The organism is Azoarcus sp. DD4, from assembly GCF_006496635.1.
Lineage (GTDB): Bacteria > Pseudomonadota > Gammaproteobacteria > Burkholderiales > Rhodocyclaceae > Azoarcus.
The window spans coordinates 4751135-4772614 of sequence record NZ_CP022958.1 but is presented as its reverse complement, the minus strand read 5'-3'; the positions used below and the strand labels follow the sequence as shown (position 1 = coordinate 4772614).

At 68.3% G+C, this 21480-nt stretch carries 21 protein-coding genes; 18 read left to right on the top strand and 3 right to left on the bottom strand.

All coding sequences use genetic code 11. The features are described from left to right. The first annotated feature begins 242 nt into the window (after nucleotides 1–242). From CJ010_RS22075 to CJ010_RS22015, 13 genes are all read left to right on the top strand, one after another. A complete protein-coding gene (locus CJ010_RS22075) occupies nucleotides 243–1145 on the top strand; it encodes a sulfite exporter TauE/SafE family protein (RefSeq protein ID WP_168225003.1) in 903 nt (300 codons plus the stop codon). 87 nt (nucleotides 1146–1232) lie between these two features. After that, nucleotides 1233–2012 carry a GntR family transcriptional regulator gene (locus CJ010_RS22070; protein WP_141020045.1) on the top strand — a complete coding sequence of 260 codons (780 nt, stop codon included), beginning with the start codon at nucleotides 1233–1235 and terminating at the stop codon, nucleotides 2010–2012. Nucleotides 2013–2085: 73 nt separating this feature from the next. Then, nucleotides 2086–3816 (top strand): fumarate reductase/succinate dehydrogenase flavoprotein subunit, encoded by a 1731-nt coding sequence (locus CJ010_RS22065; RefSeq protein WP_141020044.1) that lies wholly within the window; start codon nucleotides 2086–2088, stop codon nucleotides 3814–3816. A 26-nt stretch (nucleotides 3817–3842) separates the two neighbouring features. Beyond that, nucleotides 3843–4076, top strand: coding sequence for a ferredoxin family protein (locus CJ010_RS22060; RefSeq protein ID WP_141020043.1), 234 nt, complete (start codon nucleotides 3843–3845; stop codon nucleotides 4074–4076). Nucleotides 4077–4086: 10 nt separating this feature from the next. Continuing rightward, on the top strand, nucleotides 4087–5034 hold the full coding sequence (locus tag CJ010_RS22055) for a HEAT repeat domain-containing protein (protein WP_141020042.1): 948 nt from the start codon (nucleotides 4087–4089) through the stop codon (nucleotides 5032–5034). 17 nt (nucleotides 5035–5051) lie between these two features. Continuing rightward, complete coding sequence (gene fdxA, locus CJ010_RS22050; RefSeq protein ID WP_141020041.1) at nucleotides 5052–5387, top strand: ferredoxin FdxA; 336 nt, start codon at nucleotides 5052–5054, stop codon at nucleotides 5385–5387. A 100-nt stretch (nucleotides 5388–5487) separates the two neighbouring features. Beyond that, nucleotides 5488–6939, top strand: coding sequence for an ABC transporter substrate-binding protein (locus CJ010_RS22045; RefSeq protein WP_141020040.1), 1452 nt, complete (start codon nucleotides 5488–5490; stop codon nucleotides 6937–6939). A 3-nt stretch (nucleotides 6940–6942) separates the two neighbouring features. Next, a complete protein-coding gene (locus CJ010_RS22040) occupies nucleotides 6943–7899 on the top strand; it encodes an ABC transporter permease (RefSeq protein ID WP_141020039.1) in 957 nt (318 codons plus the stop codon). Next, the gene (locus CJ010_RS22035) at nucleotides 7896–8765 is read left to right on the top strand and encodes an ABC transporter ATP-binding protein (RefSeq protein WP_141020038.1); all 870 of its coding nucleotides are present in this window, start codon (nucleotides 7896–7898) and stop codon (nucleotides 8763–8765) included. Before CJ010_RS22040 ends, CJ010_RS22035 begins: the two co-directional genes overlap by 4 nt. Before the next feature lie 2 nt (nucleotides 8766–8767). After that, complete coding sequence (locus CJ010_RS22030) at nucleotides 8768–9088, top strand: DUF971 domain-containing protein (protein ID WP_205754841.1); 321 nt, start codon at nucleotides 8768–8770, stop codon at nucleotides 9086–9088. Nucleotides 9089–9187: 99 nt separating this feature from the next. Then, on the top strand, nucleotides 9188–9937 hold the full coding sequence (locus CJ010_RS22025; RefSeq protein ID WP_141020037.1) for an electron transfer flavoprotein subunit beta/FixA family protein: 750 nt from the start codon (nucleotides 9188–9190) through the stop codon (nucleotides 9935–9937). A 159-nt stretch (nucleotides 9938–10096) separates the two neighbouring features. Beyond that, a complete protein-coding gene (locus CJ010_RS22020) occupies nucleotides 10097–11035 on the top strand; it encodes an electron transfer flavoprotein subunit alpha/FixB family protein (protein ID WP_141020036.1) in 939 nt (312 codons plus the stop codon). A 241-nt stretch (nucleotides 11036–11276) separates the two neighbouring features. Continuing rightward, complete coding sequence (locus CJ010_RS22015; RefSeq protein WP_141020035.1) at nucleotides 11277–13043, top strand: diguanylate cyclase; 1767 nt, start codon at nucleotides 11277–11279, stop codon at nucleotides 13041–13043. A gap of 24 nt (nucleotides 13044–13067) precedes the next feature. On the opposite strand, the gene CJ010_RS22010 is transcribed toward CJ010_RS22015, so the two are convergent. After that, the gene (locus CJ010_RS22010) at nucleotides 13068–14330 is read right to left on the bottom strand and encodes an Hsp70 family protein (RefSeq protein WP_141020034.1); all 1263 of its coding nucleotides are present in this window, start codon (nucleotides 14328–14330) and stop codon (nucleotides 13068–13070) included. Between the two features lie 178 nt (nucleotides 14331–14508). On the opposite strand from CJ010_RS22010, the gene CJ010_RS22005 reads away from it, so the two are divergent. Next, nucleotides 14509–15444 (top strand): toll/interleukin-1 receptor domain-containing protein, encoded by a 936-nt coding sequence (locus tag CJ010_RS22005; RefSeq protein ID WP_141020033.1) that lies wholly within the window; start codon nucleotides 14509–14511, stop codon nucleotides 15442–15444. Between the two features lie 17 nt (nucleotides 15445–15461). Here CJ010_RS22005 and fghA read toward each other — a convergent pair whose 3' ends face one another. Both fghA and CJ010_RS21995 read right to left on the bottom strand, forming a co-directional pair. After that, nucleotides 15462–16325, bottom strand: coding sequence for an S-formylglutathione hydrolase (gene fghA / locus CJ010_RS22000; RefSeq protein ID WP_141020032.1), 864 nt, complete (start codon nucleotides 16323–16325; stop codon nucleotides 15462–15464). A gap of 7 nt (nucleotides 16326–16332) precedes the next feature. Continuing rightward, nucleotides 16333–17445, bottom strand: a complete 1113-nt coding sequence (locus tag CJ010_RS21995) for an S-(hydroxymethyl)glutathione dehydrogenase/class III alcohol dehydrogenase (protein ID WP_141020031.1) — start codon at nucleotides 17443–17445, stop codon at nucleotides 16333–16335. Between the two features lie 93 nt (nucleotides 17446–17538). Between CJ010_RS21995 and CJ010_RS21990 the strand changes: the two genes are divergently transcribed. The 4 genes from CJ010_RS21990 to CJ010_RS21975 all read left to right on the top strand — a co-directional run bounded on the left by CJ010_RS21990 (nucleotide 17539) and on the right by CJ010_RS21975 (nucleotide 21422). Continuing rightward, nucleotides 17539–18447: a LysR substrate-binding domain-containing protein gene (locus CJ010_RS21990; protein WP_141020030.1), complete on the top strand. Its 909-nt coding sequence runs from the start codon at nucleotides 17539–17541 to the stop codon at nucleotides 18445–18447. A gap of 24 nt (nucleotides 18448–18471) precedes the next feature. Further along, on the top strand, nucleotides 18472–19044 hold the full coding sequence (locus CJ010_RS21985; protein WP_141020029.1) for a DNA-3-methyladenine glycosylase I: 573 nt from the start codon (nucleotides 18472–18474) through the stop codon (nucleotides 19042–19044). 148 nt (nucleotides 19045–19192) lie between these two features. Continuing rightward, nucleotides 19193–20104 carry an adenylate/guanylate cyclase domain-containing protein gene (locus tag CJ010_RS21980; protein WP_141020028.1) on the top strand — a complete coding sequence of 304 codons (912 nt, stop codon included), beginning with the start codon at nucleotides 19193–19195 and terminating at the stop codon, nucleotides 20102–20104. A 277-nt stretch (nucleotides 20105–20381) separates the two neighbouring features. Further along, a complete protein-coding gene (locus CJ010_RS21975) occupies nucleotides 20382–21422 on the top strand; it encodes an META domain-containing protein (protein ID WP_168225002.1) in 1041 nt (346 codons plus the stop codon). Nucleotides 21423–21480: the final 58 nt, after the last annotated feature.

Below are 21480 nucleotides of genomic sequence, written 5' to 3'. Positions count from 1 at the left end.
ACCGCGATGCGTCCGTGCTGTCGGGATTGCACCGAAGCCGGGCGTCTCGCGGTGGCGGGGATGCGGCGGCAAATCCAATCGAATCAATCGCTTGATCTTTAACTTCCGGGTGTGGGACGGTGGCTTGTCTTTTGCTTATCCTAACTTGTTATAACAAGTTGGTGCGCGCAGTGCCGATGATCGGGGCCGGGTACCGGCTGTGCCGTCGCCCGCTCGCCGCACCCTACACAACAAGGCCTGCTTTGAACGAAATCTCCCACTTCCTCGCCGCCCGCGACGCGCTTACCTGGGGCGTGGTGCTGCTCGCCGCGCTGGCCGGCGGCGCGCTGCGCGGACTCACCGGTTTCGGCTCGGCGCTGTTGATGGCGCCGCTGATGTCCATGGTGCTGAGCGCGCGCGAAACCATGTGCCTGGTCACCTTGCTGAACGCCTTGCCGATGGGGCGCGCCACGCTGGTCGCCGCAGGGCGCGCGATCGACCGCGAGGTGATGCTGCCGATGAGCATCGCCGCCTTCGTCGGTGTGCCCTGCGGCATCGCCCTGGTCGGCGCATTGCCGGCCCAGGCCTTCGGCATCGTCATCGGCGTGGCGGTGATCGCCAGCGCGCTGGCGCTGATGTCGGGCGTCGTGCTGGTCGGTGCGCGCTCGCTGCGGCTGTCCGTCGGCGTCGGCATGCTGAGCGGCGTGCTCACCGGTTTCGGCGGCGTCGGCGGTCCGCCCGCCATTCTGTACCTGCTTGGCGTGGAGCCGGACGGCCATCGCGCGCGCGCCAACTTCATCGTGTTCTTCGCCGCGCTCTATCCGGTGGCGGTGGCGGCGGTCGCGCTGCTGGGGCTGCTGTCGTGGGCCGACGTGATGCTCGGGCTGGTACTGGCGCCGCTTTTTCACCTCGGCGGCATCGGCGGGACGCGGCTTTACCGGCGTATCGGCAAGCGTCATTTCCGCCCCTTCGTGCTGGTGCTGCTGGTCGTTGCCGGGGTGATGGCGGCGTGGCCGCGCGGCGCGCAGGCGACGTCGTCCGGGGTGGTGCGCGCGGTGCATTCGAACTTGGTGCAGGGCGCACTTGTGCGGTGCGAAACCGCGCTGCCCGGCGTTGCGTCCGGCACGTCGAACTTTCAGAAAAACAAAGCAAAAACAATTGGTTGAAATGATTTTGTGCAGTGCGTGATAGTTGGCATCTGAATTGCTAGTCAGAACTCGTCATAACAGGTTGTGACGTCAGGAAGAACACACATGGCCCGTCCAAGAAAAAGCGCAGTCGAAAACCCGGCGGTGGTCGCCGACCACACGGTCACCGCGGTGTCGCCGGTGCCGTTGCACACCCAGATCCGCGAGGCCCTGCGCCGCAGCATCCTCGACGGCAGCTACCCGCCGCATTCGCAGATGCCGTCCGAGAGCCAGATGATGGAGCGCTTCGGCGTCAGCCGCATCACCATCCGCCAGGCGCTCGGCGACCTGCAGAAGGAGGGGCTGATCTTCAAGGTGATGGGCAAGGGCAGCTTCGTCGCCAAGCCCAAGGCCTTCCAGAGCCTGTCGCGGCTGCAGGGCTTCGGCGAGGCGATGTCGCCGTCCGGCTACGAGACCTATTCGATGCTGCTGAGTGCGCGCGAGGTGGAGGCCGGCCCGCTGGTGGCACAGCGCCTGAGCGTCGCCGAAGGCAGCACGGTGTTCGAGATCCAGCGCCTGCGCTACCTCAACCGCGAGCCCATCTCGGTGGACGTGAGCTACTTCCCGCTCGAGATCGGCCAGCGCCTGGCGCAGGAAGACCTCGCCACCCGCGACATCTTCGTCATCCTCGAGAACGACCTCGGCCACAACCTCACCCATGCCGACGTCCAGATCGAGGCCATCTCGGCCGAAGCCACGCTCGGCCGCCACCTCGGCATGGACGAGGGCTCGCCGCTGCTGCGCATCGAGCGCCTCACCTATGCCGGCGAGCGGCCGATCGACTTCGAGTTCCTCTATTACCGCGGCGATGCCTTCCAGTACCGCCTGCGGATAGACCGTAGCTGAGGGCCGGCACGAACCGGCCCCGGCAGTAGCACAGCAGCGCCAGGCAAGTACTCCCAACCCCACAGGAGCAATCATGAAGCGCATAGATCTGGAGTTCGACCTCGTCGTCATCGGCGGCGGCACCGGCGGGCCGATGGCCGCGGTCAAGGCCAAGGAGCAGAACCCGCAGCTGAAGGTGCTGCTGATCGACAAGGCCAACGTCAAGCGTTCCGGCGCCATCTCGATGGGCATGGACGGTCTCAACAACGCCGTCATCCCCGGCCACGCCACCCCCGAGCAGTACGTCAAGGAGATCACCATCGCCAACGACGGCATCGTCGACCAGGAGGCGGTGATGGCCTATGCCGCCAACAGCTTCGACATGATCCAGGAACTGGACCGCTGGGGCGTCAAGTTCGAGAAAGACGAAACCGGCGACTACGCGGTGCGCAAGGTTCACCACCTCGGCAGCTACGTGCTGCCGATGCCGGAAGGCCACCACATGAAGAAGATCCTCTACCGTCAGTTGAAGCGTGCGCGAGTGGAGGTGACCAACCGCGTGGTGGTGACCCGCCTGCTGACCGGCGCTGACGGCGAGGTCACCGGGGTGATGGGCTTCGACTGCCGCACCGCCGACTTCTACGTGATCCGCTGCAAGGCCGCGGTGATCAGCACCGGCGCCGCCGGCCGCATCGGCCTGCCGGCGTCCGGCTACCTGATGGGCACCTACGAGAACCCGACCAACTGCGGCGACGGCCACGCCATGGCCTTCCATGCGGGCGCCGATCTCGCCAACCTCGAGTGCTTCCAGATCAATCCGCTGATCAAGGACTACAACGGCCCGGCCTGCGCCTACGTCACCGGCCCCTTCGGCGGCTTCACCGCCAACTCCAAGGGCGAGCGCTTCATCGAGTGCGACTACTGGAGCGGCCAGATGATGATGGAGTTCTACAACGAACTCGAAGGCGGCAACGGCCCGGTCTTCCTCAAGCTCGACCACCTCGCCGAGGAGACCATCGGCGAGATCGAGCACATCCTGCACACCAACGAGCGCCCCAGCCGTGGCCGCTTCCACGAGAAGCGCGGCAACGACTACCGCAAGCAGATGGTCGAGATGCATATCTCGGAAATCGGCTTCTGCAGCGGCCACAGCGCCTCCGGCATCTGGACCAACGCCCGCGGCGAAACCTCGGTCAAGGGCCTGTACGCCGCCGGCGACTGCGCCAGCGTGCCGCACAACTACATGCTCGGTGCCTTCGTCTATGGCCGGCTGTGCGGCCAGAACGCCGCCGACTACTGTGCCGGCGTGGGCAGCGGCCGCATCGACGACGGCGCCATCGCCGCCGAGGAAGCCCGTATCCGCGCCCCGCTCGAACGCAGCGAAGGCCTCACCCCCTTCCAGATCGAATACAAGACGCGCCGCCTGGTGAACGACTACCTGCAGCCGCCCAAGATCACCCGCAAGTACGAAATCGGCCTGCGCCGCTTCGACGAAGTGCGCGAGGACGCCACCGCGATGATGGCGAGCAACCCGCACGAGCTGATGCGCGCGATGGAAGCGCACTCCATCCTCGATTGCGCCGAGATGGCGGCGCGCGCCTCGCTGTTCCGCACCGAGAGCCGCTGGGGCCTGTACCACTACAGCGTCGATCACCCCGAGCGCGACGACGCCGAGTGGTTCTGCCACACCCTGCTGAGCAAGAGCGCGCAGGGCCGCATGCAGCTGCGCAAGAAGGCAGTCGAGCCCTACATCGTGCCGATCGACGAGGAAGAGCGCACCGCCTACCAGCGCTTGCGCGTCGCCCGCAGCGCCGAAGCCGCCTGACCCCGACCGCAACGGAGGAAACCGACATGAGCATCGCCATCACCCTCACCCAGGCCCCCGTCTTCGTCGACGAGGACAAGTGCATCGCCGAGAAGGGCTGCACCGTGTGCGTCGACGTCTGCCCGCTCGACGTGCTCGCCATCGACATGGTCAAGAAGAAGGCTTTCATGAAGTTCGACGAATGCTGGTACTGCCTGCCTTGCGAAACCGACTGCCCGACCGATGCGGTCAAGGTCAGCATTCCCTACCTGTTGCGCTGAGGAGCGGCCCATGGACATCAACACCTTCTCCATCGCCGACCGCCTCGCCAGCGAGGATGCCGAAGTGCGCCGCCTGGCGGTGATAGACCTGCCCTACAGCGACGAGGACGACATCGTGCCGCTGCTGCTGCCGCGCCTGGCCGACACCGACGCCAGCGTGCGGACCGAGGCGGTGCGTGCGCTCGAAGGCTTCGAAGAGCCGGAAGTGGTCGCCGCACTGGCGCCCATGCTGCTCGACGCCGATGCCGGCGTGCGTGCCGCGGCCGGCGAAGTGCTGGCCGAACTGAAGCAGAGCGCTTCGGCCGGTCCGCTGCTGCCGCTGCTGCAGGGCCATGCCGCGGAAGTGCGCATGCTCGCCTTCCGCGCGGTGCGCGCGCTGCGGGTCGACGGCGCCTTCGCGCCGGCGATGGCGGCGCTGCGCGACCCCGATCCCGGCGTGCGGCGCGAGGCGGTCGGCGTGCTCGGCTACCTGCGCAAGCCGGAAGCGGTGGGCGATCTCGCCGAAGTCGCCGCCCACGATCCGGATACCGACGTACGTCGCATTGCGGTCGGCGCGCTCGGCTATGCCACCGAGATCAGCGTGCTGCCGGCGCTCACCCGGGCGCTCGGCGACGGTGCCTGGCAGGTGCGTGATGAAGCCGCCCAGACCATAGGCAAGCTCCGCTTCGGGCCGGCCATTCCCGATCTGGTCAAGGCGATGCAGGACGAATACTGGCAGGTGCGGGTCAAGGCGGCGCGCGCGCTCGGCCTGCTCAAGGCCGCGGCCGGCCTGCCGGCGCTGGTGGAGGCGCTGGCGCATCCGATCGGCAACCTGCGCAAGGAAGCGGCCATCGCGCTTGGCGAAATCGCCGATCCGCGCGCCATCCCGGCGCTGGAGAAGGCGCTCGACGATGCCGACCCGGATGTGCGCAAGCTGTCGCGGCTGGCGCTCACCGCGATCGGCCTGGCGCAGAAATAAGGGCGAGGAGAGCCGCCATGACCTATGTCGTTACCGAAGCCTGCGTGCGCTGCAAATACACCGACTGCGTCGCCGTCTGCCCGGTGGAGTGCTTCCACGAAGGGCCGAACTTCCTGGTGATCGACCCGGAGGCCTGCATCGACTGCGGCGTGTGCGTGCCGGAATGCCCGATCGGCGCGATCTACGCCGAAGGCGACCTGCCGCCGGACCAGCACGACTTCATCGCGCTCAACGCCCGCTTCGCCGCCGAATGGCCGGTGATCGAGGCCGCGCGCGAACCCTTGCCCGAGGCCGGGCAGTGGGCCGAGGTCAAGGACAAGCGCCAGCTCATCGAGTATCCGGCGCCGGCCTGAGCCGCCCGCAAACGCTTCCGACCCCGCATCCCCAGCCCCGTATCCCCAACGCAGCGCTCGAACGAAACGCCAACAGATCAACTGGACAAGGACGCAAATCATGAATGCACGTTCCAGAAGCACGGCTCGAGACAAGAACAACAAGATCGCCCGCCGACTCACCGCCGCCGCAGCGCTCGCCTGCTGCTGTGCCGCCTTTCCGGCCCTGGCCGAGGTGGTCACCGTCGGCATCGGCACGCAGAACACCACCACCAACACCGTGACCGGCGGCATCGTCATCAAGGAACTCGGCCTGCTCGAAAAGCACCTGCCCAAGACCGGCAAGTACAAGGACATCGAGTTCAAGATCGAATGGCAGAACTTCACCTCCGGCCCGCCGGTGACCAACGGCATGGTCGCCAACACCCTGCAGATCGGCATGATGGGCGACTACCCGCTGCTGGTGAACGGCGCCACCTTCCAGGCCATGCCGGAAACCAAGAGCCGGCTGATCGCGCTCATCGCCTATAACGCCGACGGCGCCGGCAACGGCCTGGTGGTGCACAAGGATTCGCCCTACTACGAGCTGGCCGACCTCAAGGGCAAGAAGGTGTCGGTGCCCTTCGGCTCGGCCGCGCACGGAATGCTGCTGAAGGCAATGGAGGACAAGGGCTGGAAGAGCGACTACTTCGAACTCTCAAGTCAGAGCCCGGAAGTGGGCACGTCCAGCCTGCAGGAAAAGCGCATCGACGGCCACGCCGACTTCGTGCCCTTCGCCGAGCTGCTGCCCTACCGCGGTTTCGCCCGCAAGATCTTCGACGGTGTCGAGACCAGGGTGCCGACCTTCCACGGCGTGGTGGTGCGCGACGACTTCGCCAAGAAGTATCCGGAGTTCGTCGTCGCCTACATCAAGGCGATGACCGAAGCCAACGACTGGGTGCGCAAGAACCCGGTCGAGGCCGCCGCCAAGATCGAGCAATGGACCCGCGTCGAGAAGGAAGTGGCCTACATGTTCCTCGGGCCGGGCGGGGTGCATACGCTGGACCCGACGATCAAGCCGAAGTGGGTCGAGACGGTGAAGTACGATCACGGCGTGCTGCAACGCATGGGCCGGGTCAAGGACTTCGACGCCGATGCCTGGGTGGATGAAACCTACGTCCGCCAGGCCTACAAGGAGCTCGGCCGCGACTACGACAAGCAGAAGGCGAGCTTCGCCAACTACGAGATCGCCGGCACCGACCCGCTGTGCGGCGGCGCCATCGACAAGCCGCGCGAGGCGGGCGAGGTGTGGATCGAAGGCGGCGGCATCACCGCCTACAAGTCGGCCGCCTGCACGCTGGGCGCGGTGCTCAAGGCCGGCAACGAAGGCAAGCAGGTGGCGGTGGCCTTCGTCTTCGACCGCGGCAGCAAGATCAAGCTCTTTGCCGACAAGGCCTTCTACGCCCTCGGCGGCAAGGGCGGCGCGACCGATATCGCGCCCTTCCTGCTGAAGAAGGATGCCGAAGCCCATGTCGCGGCCAACGGTGGCAAGGTCGGCCTCTACGCCGACGCGCTCGCCGCCGCGGGGAGGTGAGCGATGGCCAGCGCGATAAGCATGCGAGCCGTGCGCGACACGGACAGCCCGGGCGGCGGTGGCGCCTCCGGGCCCGCGCTGGCGGCGGTGCCGCCGCCGGCCCGGCGCGAGGAGGAGCCCGCTGCGGCTGCGGCGCCGCAGGCAGCGGCGCAGCGAGGCCGCCTCGCCACCCTGGTGCGCAGCCAGGCACCGGGGCTGCTGCTGGGCGTGGTGTCGATCGGCCTGCTGATCGGCTTCTGGTATCTGGCGACCGCCTACCGCTGGAACTTCTACATCCGCTTCACCAACGTGCCGACGCCGGGCGAGGTATTCGGCGAGGCGGTAAGGCTGTTCGGCGATCCGAAGTTCCTCACCAACATCGGCATCAGCCTGTGGCGCATCATGCTCGGCTTCTGCATCGCCACCGTGCTGGGGGTGACGCTGGGCCTGCTGTGCGGCCGCTACGCGCTGCTCAAGGGGCTGATGTTCCCGGCGCTGGAGGTGCTGCGGCCGATACCGGCGATCGCCTGGGTGCCGATCTCCATCATGCTGTGGCCCAGCACCGAGACCAGCATCGTCTTCATCACCTTCATCGGTGCCTTCTTTCCCATCCTGCTCAACACCCTGCACGGCGTGGCGGCGGTGGACAAGGTGCTGATCCGCGCGGCGCGCTGCCTCGGCGCCAGCGAGTACGCGCTGATGACGCAGGTGGTGCTGAAGGGCGCGCTGCCGCACATCTTCACCGGGCTGGCGGTGGGCATGGGCGTGGCCTGGGTGTCGCTGATCGCGGCGGAGATGATCTCCGGCCAGTTCGGCGTCGGCTACTTCACCTGGGAGGCCTATTCGCTGATCGAGTATCCGCACATCGTCATCGGCATGCTGGTGATCGGCGTGCTCGGCCTGGTATGCAGCGGCGGCATCCGCCTGCTGGCACGCATGGTCATGCCCTGGCAGGGCGTGGGCGGCAAGGAGAACGCATGATGGGCACGGCAGCTTCCACGGCGAGCGGACACATCGACATCCGCGACGTCACCGTCAGCTTCACCCAGAACGGCGCCAGCCTCGATGCGGTGCGGGGCATCTCGCTCGACGTCAAACCGGGCGAGTTCGTCTCCATCGTCGGGCCCTCGGGCTGCGGCAAATCGACCCTGCTCAACATCGTCGCCGGCTTTCTCAAGCCGAGCCGCGGCAGCGCCACGGTGGACGCTGCGGCCATCCGCGGCCCCGGCGCCGATCGCGGCGTGGTCTTCCAGCAGTACTCGCTGTTCCCCTGGCTGAAGGTGCGGGAGAACGTCGAGTTCGGCCTCAAGATGCAAGGCGTGGGCCGCAGCGAGCGCGAATCCAAGGCGCGCACGCTGCTCGGCCTGGCCGGCCTGCTGGCCTTCGAGAACCACTATCCCGACCAGCTCTCCGGCGGCATGAAGCAGCGCGTCGGCATCGTCCGCGCGCTCGCCACCGGGCCGCAGGTGCTGCTGATGGACGAGCCCTTCGGCGCGCTCGACGCCCAGACCCGGGTGGTGATGCAGGAGATCCTCACCAACATGTGGCAGCAGCTGCGGCTGTCGGTGCTCTTCATCACCCACGACATCGAGGAGTCCATCTTCCTGTCGGACAAGGTCTATGTGATGACGGCGCGGCCGGGCCGGATCAAGGCCGAGATCCCCATCCCGCTGCCGCGCCCGCGTACGGCGGAGATGACCTCCTCTCCGGAGTTCGTCGCCATCCACCAGCAGCTGAAGGCGCTGATCCGCGAGGAGAGCCTGGCTGCGATGGGCGGCGAGCTGAAGGACGGCGGCCTGGGGCGCGACTGGCATCTCGGTCCGGAAGGGGTGAGGGCGGCGTTATGAGTATGGACGCGCAAGCCTGCATGCCGGCGGGCATCACCGACCACCGCCTGTCCGGCGTCCTCTTCATCGCATGGGAGGACGGCGTCACCAGCGCCCTGCCGCACGGCTGGCTGCGCCAGCGCTGCCGTTGCGCCGCCTGCACCCAGCAGGCGCGCAGCGGCGGGCCGGAGCCGGAAGCGGCGGCGCTGGCCGGGATCCGCATGGTGGCGGACAAGGGGCTCAACCTGGTGTTCGCCGACGGTCACGAGCGCGGCATCTATCCCTGGACCTACCTGCGCGCGCTCGGCGACGAGCGCAGTGCAGCGGGTGCAGTCACCGGCTGAGCTGGTCAGCCGAATTCTCGAAGGAGCCCGACGGCGGCGCCGAGTGCCCCGTCGCGGCCCGCTATTACCCCTAATCCAGATGAAGAGGTGTTTCGGCCCATGAAGATCCTGGTGCCTGTGAAGCGCGTGGTCGACTACAACGTGAAGGTCCGCGTGAAGGCGGACGGCAGCGGTGTCGATCTGGCCAATGTGAAGATGAGCATGAACCCGTTCGACGAGATCGCGGTTGAAGAAGCGGTGCGTCTGAAGGAAGCGGGCGTGGCCACCGAGGTGGTGGCGGTGAGCTGCGGCGTTGGCGCCTGCCAGGAGACGCTGCGCGCGGCGATGGCGATCGGCGCGGACCGCGGCATCCTGGTGGAAACCGACGTCGAACTGCAGCCGCTGGCCGTCGCCAAACTCTTGAAGGCCTTGTGCGACAAGGAAGCGCCGACGCTGGTGATCTGCGGCAAGCAGGCGATCGACGACGACGCCAACCAGACCGGCCAGATGCTGGCTGCGTTGAAGGGCTGGCCGCAGGCGACCTTCGCCTCCAAGCTCACCCTCGCCGATGGCAAGGCCACGGTCACCCGCGAAATCGACGGCGGCCTCGAGACGGTGGCGATCAGCCTGCCGGCGGTGGTCACCACCGACCTGCGCCTGAACGAGCCGCGCTACGCGACGCTGCCCAACATCATGAAGGCGAAGAAGAAGCCGCTCGACACGGTGAAGCCGGCCGATCTGGGCGTCGATGTCGCGCCGCGGCTGACCACGCTCAAAGTGACCGAGCCTCCCAAGCGCAGCGCCGGGGTGCGGGTCGCCGATGTGGCCCAGCTGGTCGACAAACTGAAGAACGAAGCGAAGGTGCTCTGAGATGACAACCCCCACGCTTGCGGCTTGCGCCGCTGAATGCAGTGCCGGCTTTGCACAGCCGGCCCGTTACGCAGGCACGGCGCGAGGCGCCGCGAATGCCCTGCTTCACCCCCCCAAGGGGGTGTGCATCCTCCTTGGGACGGCCCGGCGGAGGATGCAATGATTCTTGTCCTTGCCGAACACGACAACCAAACGATCAAGGCCGCCACGCTCAACACGGTGACGGCTGCCGCCAAGATTGGCGGAATGTTGGCAACCGAGATCCACGTGCTGGTCGCTGGCAGCAACTGCGCCGCCGCGGCCGAAGCCGCAGCCAAGCTCGCCGGCGTCGCCAAGGTGCTGGTGGCCGATGCCCCGCAGCTGGACGCCCAGCTTGCCGAGAACGTCAGCGCGCTGCTCAAGAACCTTGCCGCCGACTACAGCCACGTGCTGGCCCCGGCCACCTCGGCGGGCAAGAACACGCTGCCGCGCGTGGCCGCGCTGCTCGACGTCGCCCAGATCAGCGACATCGTCGGGGTGGAAGCCGCCGATACCTTCGTGCGCCCGATCTACGCCGGCAACGCGCTGGCGACGGTCAAGAGCGCCGATGCGGTCAAGGTCATCACCGTGCGCACCACCGCCTTCGAAGCCGCAGCGGCGGAAGGCGGCGCGGCCGCGATCGAAGCGGTCGCCACCGCCGCCGATGCGGGCCGGTCGAGCCTGGTCGGCCGCGAGATCACCAAGAGCGCGCGGCCCGAACTCGGCGCCGCGAAGATCATCGTCTCCGGCGGCCGCGGCCTGGGCAGCGGCGAGAACTACACCAGGCTGCTCGAACCGCTCGCCGACAAGCTCGGCGCCGCGCTCGGCGCTTCCCGCGCCGCGGTCGATGCGGGCTACGTCCCCAACGACTACCAGGTCGGCCAGACCGGCAAGATCGTCGCACCGCAGCTCTACATCGCGATCGGCATCTCGGGCGCGATCCAGCACCTTGCCGGCATGAAGGAATCCAAGGTGATCGTGGCGATCAACAAGGACCCGGAGGCGCCCATCTTCCAGGTAGCGGATTACGGCCTGGTGGGCGATCTGTTCGAGGTGGTGCCGGAACTCGCCGCGCCTTAGGCGGGCCGCAACGGCGCGGCCGTGGAGTGCGTTGCCATGGCGGACGGATTTCGGGTGGCCTGGATATCTGTCGGGAGTAATATGGTGCGCCCCGCCGGCCGGATGCGTATCCAGCCGGCCCCCAGACGACCGAGCGGCCGACGATGGACAGTTCCGCCAAGGATGTGCCGAGCCTGCGGCAGCCGCCGCTTACCCGCTGCCCTGCTGGCAGCTGCGGGCGCGTGCCCTGCGTCGGCGCCGCATGCTGAGTCGTCCGGCTTTCCGGCCGCCCCTCGGGCAGCTTCTGGCGTCGCGCTGCGGTCCGGCGTTGCTGGCGCTATGCGGCCTGTTATTACTCCTGGCCTACGGCGGTGCGGCAGCTGCGCTGACGCTGGATCAGTCCTCCCCGGGGCCGCTGGGGCGCGCTGCCCAGCTGTTCGTCGAGGACGGAAGCCCGCTCCCGGTCGAGGCCGCGCTGGCGCTGCAGCGCCAGGGGCGGTTTCGGCCCGGCGAGGCGGCGGTGCCGAAATTCGGGATAGGTGCGCGGCCGGTATGGCTGCATCTGCAGGTGGACAACCGCGATGCCTCGCCACAGCCGCGCACGCTTGTGGTCGGCGTGCCGTGGATAGACCGGCTGGACGTCCATGTCCTGCGCGACGGGCAGCCGGTGGCGAGCTGGCGCGCGGGCGATGCCGAGGTGGACCGCCTGCATCCGGTGGCCGGTATCGGTTTCGTGTTCGAGCACGACTTCGCGCCCGGCGTCACCGAACTCCTGCTGCGTGCCGAGACCGACGATCCGCTGGTGTTGCCGGTGGAACTGCTCGCGCCGGCCGAGAGCGTGGCTGCGCTGCGCGGCAGCGACCATCGCTACGGCCTGCTGTACGGCTATTTTCTCGCGCTCATCGCCTACAACGCGATGCTCTACGTCGGCCTGCGCGAGCGCAGCCACCTCGACTATGCGATCTACCTCGGCGCCTTCGTCCTCACCAATCTGGCGTACTCCGGCCACGGCTATGCCTGGCTGTGGCCGGATTTCCCGGGGCTGCAGCGCTACGTGATCCTGGTGCTGATGGTGCTTTTCTGCTGTGCCGGCCTGCGTTTTGCGAGCCGTTTCCTCGAGTTGAAGCGGCGTGCCCCAGGCTTGCACCGCATGGCGAGGTGGATGGTGCGCTGCGGTCTGGGCCTGATCGCGCTGGCGGTGCTGGCGGGCTCCCAGGCTGCTGCGGCGCTGGTCGCCTTCGGTGGGGTGCTGGTGGTGTCCGTCACCATGGTGGGGCTGGGCGTCTGGAGCGTGGCGCGGGGCCAGGTGGCGGCGCGCTACTTCCTGGCCGCGGCGCTGGCGGCGATGGCGGGGGCGATGATCACCGCGATGGCGGTGTGGCGCGGGCTACCCTTTTCCAGTGTGGCCTTTCATGTGGCGGAGCTGGGCGTGGCCCTGGAAGGCACGCTGCTGGCGCTGGCGCTCGCCTACCGGATGCGCCAGCTCAGGCTTGCGCGGGCGCAGGCCGAGGCGCTGGCGCGGATCGATCCGCTCACCGGCCTGCTCAACCGGCGCGCCTTCATGGAGCAGGCGGCGCCGACCTGGAGCACCGCGGTGCGCAGTGCCCGTCCGCTGGCGGTGATGCTGGTCGATCTCGACCACTTCAAGCGCATCAACGACAGCCACGGCCACGCCGTCGGCGATCGCGTGCTGGTCGAGGTCGGTGCGACCCTGGCCGGGGTCTGCCGTGGGGGCGACCTCTGCGCGCGCTGGGGCGGCGAGGAATTCATCATCCTGCTGCCGGAAACCGGTGTCGAACAGGCGATGCATCTGGCCGAACGCCTGCGTCGGCGTATCGAGTCCCTGGTTGTCCATGAAGCCGGCCAGCGGGTGCCGCTGTCGGCCAGCATGGGCATCGCCGGGCGCGACCATCAGGCGGACCTGGAAGCGCTCATCCGCGAAGCCGACGGCTGGCTCTACCGTGCCAAGGAGACCGGCCGGGGGCGGGTCTGCGCGCCGCTGGCGCTGGGCTTCGAGATTGGCACCTGAGGGCCGACTGAGCGGCCGCGGCCCTCAGCCGTAGCGCCGCGACGCTTCCACCGCGAGGCCGGCGCCGATGCTGCCGTAGAGATCGCCTTCCACCGCACGTGCCAGCGGCAGCTCGGCGGCGATGCGGGCACGCAGCTGCGGCACGCCGCTGGCGCCGCCGGTGAAGTAGATGCTGTCCACCTGTTCGCGCGCCACGCCCGCTTGGCGCAGCAGGCCGTCCACCGTCGCAGCGACGCGCTCGACCAGATTGCGGGTGGCCAGGGTGAAGTCCTCGGCGGCGATGTCGTGGGTAAGGCCGGCTTCCAGGCGATCGAGCGTCAGCGCCGCCACAGGCGCGGTGGAGAGGTCGATCTTGGCCTGCTCCACCTGCAGCGCCAGCCAGTGGCCTTCGCGGTTGTTCACCAGGCGCGACAGGCGGTCCAGCTCGGTGCGGGCGGTGGCGTCACGGTAGATGTTCTGCAGATCGCTCCAGGCCTGGCGGGAGTAGGCGCTGTTGATGGTGTGCCAGGTGGCGAGCTGGAAGAACAGGCTGGACGGGATGTCGGCGCCGTTCTTCATCTTTCCGCGGTAGCCCAGCAGCGGCATCACGCATTCCAGGCTGAGCGCGCGGTCGAAGTCGGTGCCGCCGATGTGTACGCCGGCATTGCCCAGCAGGTCTTCGCGGCGGTCGGCGCTGCGGGCGCGTTCGGGCGACAGGCGCACCAGCGAGAAGTCGGCGGTGCCGCCGCCGATGTCGGCGATCAGCACCAGTTCTTCCCTGTCCAGCCCGAGTTCGTAGTGCAGCGCCGCGCCGATCGGCTCGAACTGGAAGCTCACTTCCTTGAAGCCGATGCGGCGGGCGATGTCTTCCAGCGTGTCCTGGGCGCGGCGGTCGGCGGTTTCGTCCTCATCGACGAAATGCACCGGACGGCCGAATACGGCGTGGTCGAAGCTGCGGCCGGCCTGGGCTTCGGCGCGCTTCTTCAGTTCGCCGATGAACTGGGCGAGCAATTCGCGGAAGGCGAGCGCGCGGCCGTGCACCTCGGTGTGGCCGTCGATCAGGCTGCTGCCGAGCAGGCTCTTCAGTGCGCGCATCAGCCGCCCTTCGTAGCCTTCGAGGTATTCGGCCAGCGCGGCCCGGCCGTAGCAGGTGCTGTCTTCGTCGGCATTGAAGAACACCGCCGAGGGCAGCGTCGGCTTGCCGTCTTCCAGCGTCAGCAAGGTGTTCTGGCCGGGGCGCAGCCAGCCGACGGTGGAGTTGGAGGTGCCGAAGTCGATGCCGCAGGCGCGGGCTGGTTGAGTGCTCATGCGGGCGGGGCGGTGTGCGGAAGGGCAGGGATGCTACGCCAGCGCACCGTCGCCGGCCAGTGCCGCGTGCGTGTTGCGGGGCCGCAGGGCGGCGGCGGGCTGGCGGGGCATCCCGGCAGATGCTTGAATGCCATGCAGGCGGTGCCTCGGGCGCCGCGACAATGCGGAGCATGGACGCATGGCCCGGCTGTTCGTTTCCTACCGTCGCGAAGACAGCGCCGGCCATGCCGGCCGGCTGGCCGATGCGCTGGAGCGCGCGTTCGGCGCCGACAGCGTGTTCCACGACGTGGACGATATTGCCCCGGGGGCCGAATTCGCCCGCGTCATCGAAGCCGGCCTGACGGACGTGGTGGCGGTGCTGGTGGTGATCGGCCCTGGCTGGTTGCAGGCAGCCGGCAAGGGCAGGCGGCGGCTGGACGAGGCGGACGACTTCGTGCGGCGTGAGATCGAACTGGCGCTGGCCGCCGACAAACCGCTGCTGCCAGTGCTGGTGGGTGCTGCGGCGATGCCGGCGGCGACGGATCTGCCGCCGAGCATACGGGCGCTCGCACAGCGCCAGGCCATCGCCCTGCGCGACACCACATGGGCCGACGACTTCGCCCGCCTGCGCGCAGCGCTGGCTCCGCTGCTGGCGGTGGGCGGTGCCGAGAACGCGCGGGTACGGCGGCTGGTGGCGCTTGCGCTTGCCGGCGTGCTGCTGGCGAGCGGCGGGCTGTTGTGGTGGCGCTGGCAGGCGCGCGCGCCGGTGCAGGACGATGCCGCCTTTGCCGGCAAATGGCAGGCGAGGGTGACCTACGGCTGGGGCGACAGCCACGACGAGCGTTTCGAACTCACGGTGCAGGCGGGCGAGGTCATCGGCCAGGCGAGTTTCCTCGGCGTGGCGCGCACCATCGTCGCCGGCCGGGTGACGGGGCAGCGCATCGATTTCGAAACCCGCAGCATGGAGGTGGTGGGCAGCGATCCGCCGCACGAACTCCAGCACCACTACCGCGGCCTGATGGCACCAGCGGACGCGCGCGGCGAGGGCGCCACGATGAACATGACGCTGGACATCCGCGGCAGCACCTACCCGAGCCCGCCGGTGAGTTTCATTGCCCGGCGGGCCGGGCAATAGGCCGAACGCCGGCGCGTTCAGACCCCGAGCGCGGCGGCGTGGTGGCGCAGGTGGTCGTCGATGAAGCTGGCGATGAAGTAGTAACTGTGGTCGTAGCCCGGCTGCAGGCGCAGCGTCAGCGGCTGGCCGGCGAGCGTGCAGGCGGTGCGCAGCTGTTCCGGGCGCAGTTGGGTGGCGAGGAAGCTGTCGGCATCGCCCTGATCGACCAGCAGCGGCAGGCGCTCGGCGGCGGCGGGGGCGGCGGCGATCAGCTCGCAGGCGTCCCATTCCTTCCAGCTTTCGCGGTCGTCGCCGAGGTAGCGGGTGAAGGCCTTCTCACCCCAGGGGCAGTCCGAGGGATGGACGATGGGCGCGAAGGCGGACACCGAGGCGTAGCGCCCCGGGTTCTTCAGCGCGCAGATCAGCGCGCCGTGACCGCCCATCGAATGGCCGCTGATCGCGCGCTTCGCGGTGACCGGAAAGCTGGCCTCGACCAGCGCCGGCAGTTCGCTCACCACGTAGTCGTACATGCGGTAGTGGCGGTCCCACGGCGCCTGGACGGCATTCACGTAGAAGCCGGCGCCGTGGCCGAAGTCCCAGGCGCCGTCCGGATCGCCCGGCACCTCGGCGCCGCGCGGACTGGTGTCGGGCGTAACGATGGCGATGCCGAGTTCGGCGGCGGCGCGCTGGGCGCCCGCCTTCTGCATGAAGTTCTCGTCGGTGCAGGTCAGGCCCGACAGCCAGTACAGCACCGGCACCGGGCGGTCCTCGGCCTGCGGCGGCAGATAGATGGCGAACACCATGTCGCAGCCGAGGATGGCCGAGCGGTGGCGGAAGCGCTTGTGCCAGCCGCCGAAGCTGCGGTTGGCGGCGATCTGTTCCAGAGAAGTGGATGGCGCCATGGCGGGGTCAGTAGATGATGACCGAACGGATGCTCTTGCCTTCGTGCATCAGGTCGAAGGCGTGGTTGATGTCCTCCAGCCCCATGCGGTGGGTGATGAAGGTGTCGAGCGGGATCTCGCCGCTCTGCGCCTTGGCGACATAGCCTGGCAGCTCGGTACGGCCGCGCACGCCGCCGAAGGCGGAGCCGCGCCACACCCGGCCGGTGACGAGCTGGAAGGGGCGGGTGGAGATCTCCTGGCCGGCGCCGGCGACGCCGATGATGATGGATTCGCCCCAGCCCTTGTGGCAGCACTCCAGCGCCGAGCGCATCACGTTGGTGTTGCCGATGCATTCGAAGGAGTAATCCACGCCGCCGTCGGTGAGATCGACGATGACCTCCTGGATCGGCCGGTCGTAGTCCTTCGGGTTGATGAAGTCGGTGGCTCCGAGCTGCCTGGCGATCTCGAACTTGGCCGGATTGACGTCGATCGCGACGATGCGCGAGGCCTTGGCCATGACCGCGCCGATGATGGCCGACAGGCCGATGCCGCCCAGCCCGAACACCGCCACGGTGGCGCCGGGTTCGACCTTGGCGGTGTTGAGCACCGCGCCGATGCCGGTGGTGACGCCGCAGCCGAGCAGGCAGACCTTGTCGAGCGGGGCGTCCTTCTGGATCTTCGCCACGCTGATCTCCGGCAGCACGGTGTATTCCGAGAAGGTGGAGGTGCCCATGTAGTGGAAGATGGGCTTGCCGTCCTTGGAGAAGCGGCTGGTGCCGTCCGGCATCAGGCCCTTGCCCTGGGTCGCGCGGATGGCCTGGCAGAGGTTGGTCTTGCCCGACAGGCAGAACTTGCATTTGCCGCATTCCGGGGTGTACAGCGGGATGACGTGGTCGCCGACCGCGACCGAGGTCACGCCTTCGCCCACCGCCTCGACGATGCCGCCGCCTTCATGGCCGAGGATGGAGGGGAAGATGCCTTCCGGATCGGCGCCCGACAGGGTAAAGGCGTCGGTGTGACAGACGCCGGTCGCGACGATGCGCACCAGCACCTCGCCGGCCTTGGGCGGGGCGACGTCCACTTCGGTGATTTCGAGCGGCTGGTTGGGGCCCCAGGCGACGGCGGCGCGGGATTTGATCATGTCGGGATCCTCGGTGAGATACGTGGCTAGCCGCGTATTCTAGAAAAACGGCTGCACGGGGATAATGCGCGCTTTGACAAAACATTATTGCCAATGAGCAACAATTCAGTCGGCGCGGGCCGCTGGGATGGCGTCGAAGCCTTCGTCGCAGTGGCCGACTGCGGCAGCTTCGGCGCCGCGGCCGAGCGGCTTGGGGTGTCGACCTCGCACGTCAGCCGCCAGATCGCACGTCTGGAGGAGCGGCTGCAGGCGCGCCTTTTCTACCGTAGCACGCGGCGCGTGAGCCTGACGGAGACCGGCCAGCTCTTCCTGCAGCACTGCAGCCGCCTCCAGGACGGCCTCGACGAGGCGCTGCATGCGGTGCAGGACCTCGGCGGCATGCCCAAGGGCCTGTTGCGCATGACCTGCGCGGTGACCTATGGCGAGCGTTTCATCGTGCCGCTGGTGAACGACTTCATCGAGCGCTACCCGGAGCTGCGGGTCGAGATCGAACTCGACAACCAGACGCTGGACATCGTGCGCGAGGGCTACGACCTCGCGATCCGCCTCGGCCGCTTGGCCGACTCCAGCCTGGTGGCGACGCGGATCGCGCCGCGGGTGATGTATCTGTGCGCGGCGCCGGCCTATCTCGAGCGCCATGGTGCGCCGGCCGCCCTGGCCGACCTCGCCGGCCATGACTGTCTGGTGGGGAGTTCGGATACCTGGGCCTTCCAGGACGAGGGCCGCGAACATTTCCTGCGGGTACAGGGCAACTGGCGCTGCAACAGTGGCCAGGCGGTGCTCGACGCCGCACTGCGCGGCTTCGGCCTGGCGCAGCTGCCCGACTACTACGTTCTCGAACATTTCAGGACTGGCCGCCTGCGGGCGCTGCTTACCGAATTCCAGCCGCCGCACACCGCGGTGTGGGCGCTGTTTCCGCAACAGCGCTACCTGTCGCCCAAGGTGCGGATGATGGTCGAGCATCTGCGTTTGGCGCTGGCGCAGCGGCCGGAGTACGCTTGACGCCCGCATATCCGGAGGCGCGACATGGTTGAACGGTGTGGCTGGGTCGGCGACGACCGGCTCTACGAGGCGTATCACGACGAAGAATGGGGCGTGCCGGTGCGCGATGCGCGCTCGCTGTTCGAATTCCTGTTGCTCGAAGGCGCGCAGGCGGGGCTGTCGTGGATCACGGTGCTGAAGAAGCGGGCGCGTTATCGCGAAGTGTTCGACGGTTTCGATCCGCTGGTGATCGCCGCTTACGATGAAGCGAAGAAGGCTGCGCTGCTCGCCGACGCCGGCATCATCCGCAACCGTGCCAAGGTCGACGCGGCAGTCATCAACGCGCGCGCCTGGCTGGCGATGCGGGATGCGGGCATCGACCCGGCGGACTGGCTGTGGGGTTTCGTCGACGGTCGGCCGCTGCAGCCGGGGCGGCAGAGTCTGGCCGAGGTGCCGGCTTCCACGCCTGAATCGGACGCGATGAGCAAGGCGCTGAAGGCGCGCGGCTTCAAGTTCGTCGGTTCGACCATCTGTTACGCCTTCATGCAGGCCGTCGGCATGGTGAACGACCATGTCGCCGGCTGTCATCGCTACCGTGCGCTGGGTGGGCCGGACTAGCCGCGGCGGGCACGCATGCAAGGCGCGGCGCGGGTTTGACGATGACGGCAGCGGAATGGAGTGTTAGCATCGCTTACCCGACCGATGGCCAGGGCCTTTGCTCGCCCACGGTTGCGACCTTTTCAACCCTTCCCGAACGAGGACTCGTGTGGATCAATCGGTCAGGACCGTTGTCTTTGCCGATCTGACGGGCAGCACCGGATTGTTCGAATCCGCCGGCAATGTCGTGGCCACCCACGTCGTCACCCGTTGCACGCAGGCTTTGGGTTCGCATCTCGCGCGGGCGGGCGGACGCGTGGTCAAGTTCCTCGGCGACGGCGTGCTGGCGCTGTTCGAGGATCCGCTGGCGGCGGTTGAGGCCTGTTCCCGCGCCCAGGACATCCTCCATGACCTCAGCGTCGGTCAGCGCATGACGCCGCTCGGAGTCAAGATCGGCCTCGACTGCGGTGCCATCGTCGAGCACGACGGCGACTGCTACGGCGACGCGGTCAATGTCGCCGCACGCCTGGCCGATCGTGCCCAGACCAACGAGATCCTGATCGCCGAGGCGGTCTTCGTGCGCTTGCCGGATGCGTTGCGGCTGGCCTGCAGCAGCCTCGACCGCATCATGATCAAGGGCAAGACCGAACCGCTGCGGGTATGGCGCATCGACTGGACGCGCACGGCGGAGAGCACGCTGACCGTCCCCATCGCCATGCTCGAAGCGCAGAGCCGGGCGCGCAGCGTCCAGCGCCTCGACCTCGACCGCCTCGATCAACATCTGGAACTCGTCCCGACCGACGGCCCGCTCGTCATCGGGCGCGGTGAAGGCGCCCGCTTCATCATCAACGACCCGCGCGTGTCGCGCCGTCATGCGCGCATCGAATGGACCAGCGGCCAGTGCGTGCTCACCGATTTCAGCAGCAACGGCACCTGGGTGCGTTTCGCCGGCTCGCCGGCGCCGGTCATGCTCAAGCGCGACAGTTGCATGCTGCACGGGCAGGGCGAAATCGGCCTTGGCGCCACCCACGAGGATTTCACCGCACCGACCCTGACCTTCCAGGTCATCAACGACGGCTGAGCAGAGCACGCCGGGCTGGCCGTCACCTGCGCAACGGAGGCCTGAAATGGAACGACCCCCACGCTCACTTCGTTCGCTGCCCCCCGAGGGGGCGCTCAGTGCCTTCGGGCGGCCGGGCGCCACTGAGATGAAACGACCCCCATGCTCACCTCGTTCGAGTAGGGCCGGCTTTGCACAGCCGGCCCGCTCGGCAGGCACGGCGCGGTACGCCGCGAAACCCCTGCCTCACCCCCCCGAGGGGGCGCTCAGTGGCTGCGGGTGGCCGGGCACCACCGAGATGAAAGCAGATTCCGGTTTTCTCGCCTGGGGGCGTCGGCTGGTATTGGCTTGCATGTTCGCGGCGGCGCCGCTGCAGGCGGCTGGGCCGAGCCCCGGCCGTTACGCCGGCGTGCTGCCCTGCGCCGACTGCGCCGGTATCGAGACCCGCCTCGACCTCGATGCCGATGGCAGTTTCAGCCTGCGCGAAAGCTACCGCGGCCGCAGCGCGGCGCCCTTCGACGACAGCGGCCGCTGGGCGATGAGCAGCGACGGGCGCACCCTGGTGCTGCGCGCCGGCAGCGACCTGCCACGCTACTTCGCGGTGACCGACGACGCCACCCTGGAAAAGCTCGACCTCGAAGGCCAGCCGATCGCCTCTTCGCTCGATTACCGGCTGCGTCGCGACGATGCGCTCGCGCCGCTGTTGCCGCGCGTGGCATCGGCCGGTGTGTTCCAGTACATGGCGGATGCCGCCAGCTTCACCGAATGTCGCTCGGGCCGTCGCCTGCCGGTGGCGATGGCCGAAGCCTACGGTGCGCTCGAAAAGGCTTATGTCGCGGCCCGCCGGACACCAGGCGAGGGTTTGATGATCCAGTTGCGCGGCCGGGTCGAGCTGCAGCACAGCGGCGACGACGGGCCCCGGCCCAGTCTGGTGGTGGAGTCCTTCGACGGGTTCGGCAGCGAAAACGCCTGCCCCGTGGTGGAGGTCAACGCGCCCTTCGTCGCCACTCGCTGGCGGCTCGCTCGCCTCGGCGACACGCCGGTGGCGCTGACCGAAACCCCGAACCAGCCGCATCTGGTGTTCGACGCACGCGGCCGGGTGATAGGCGCGACCGGCTGCAATCGCCTGGTGGCGCGCTACGAGCGCAAGGATGCGGGCCTGCGCATCGAATCTGCCATCTCCACCCGCATGGCCTGCGCGCAGGGGATGGAAATCGAACAGCAGATGCTCGCCGCGCTCGATGGCGTGCGCAACTGGCGCCTGGCAGGCGCCGTGCTAGAACTCGGTGACGAGAGCGGCCGCCTGCTCGGCCGTTTCGTTGCCGAGGCGGTCGAATGAGCGTATTCAGCGGCCGCCGGATGTGACAAGGCCCGCTCGGGGCGGGCCTGTCTGTTCG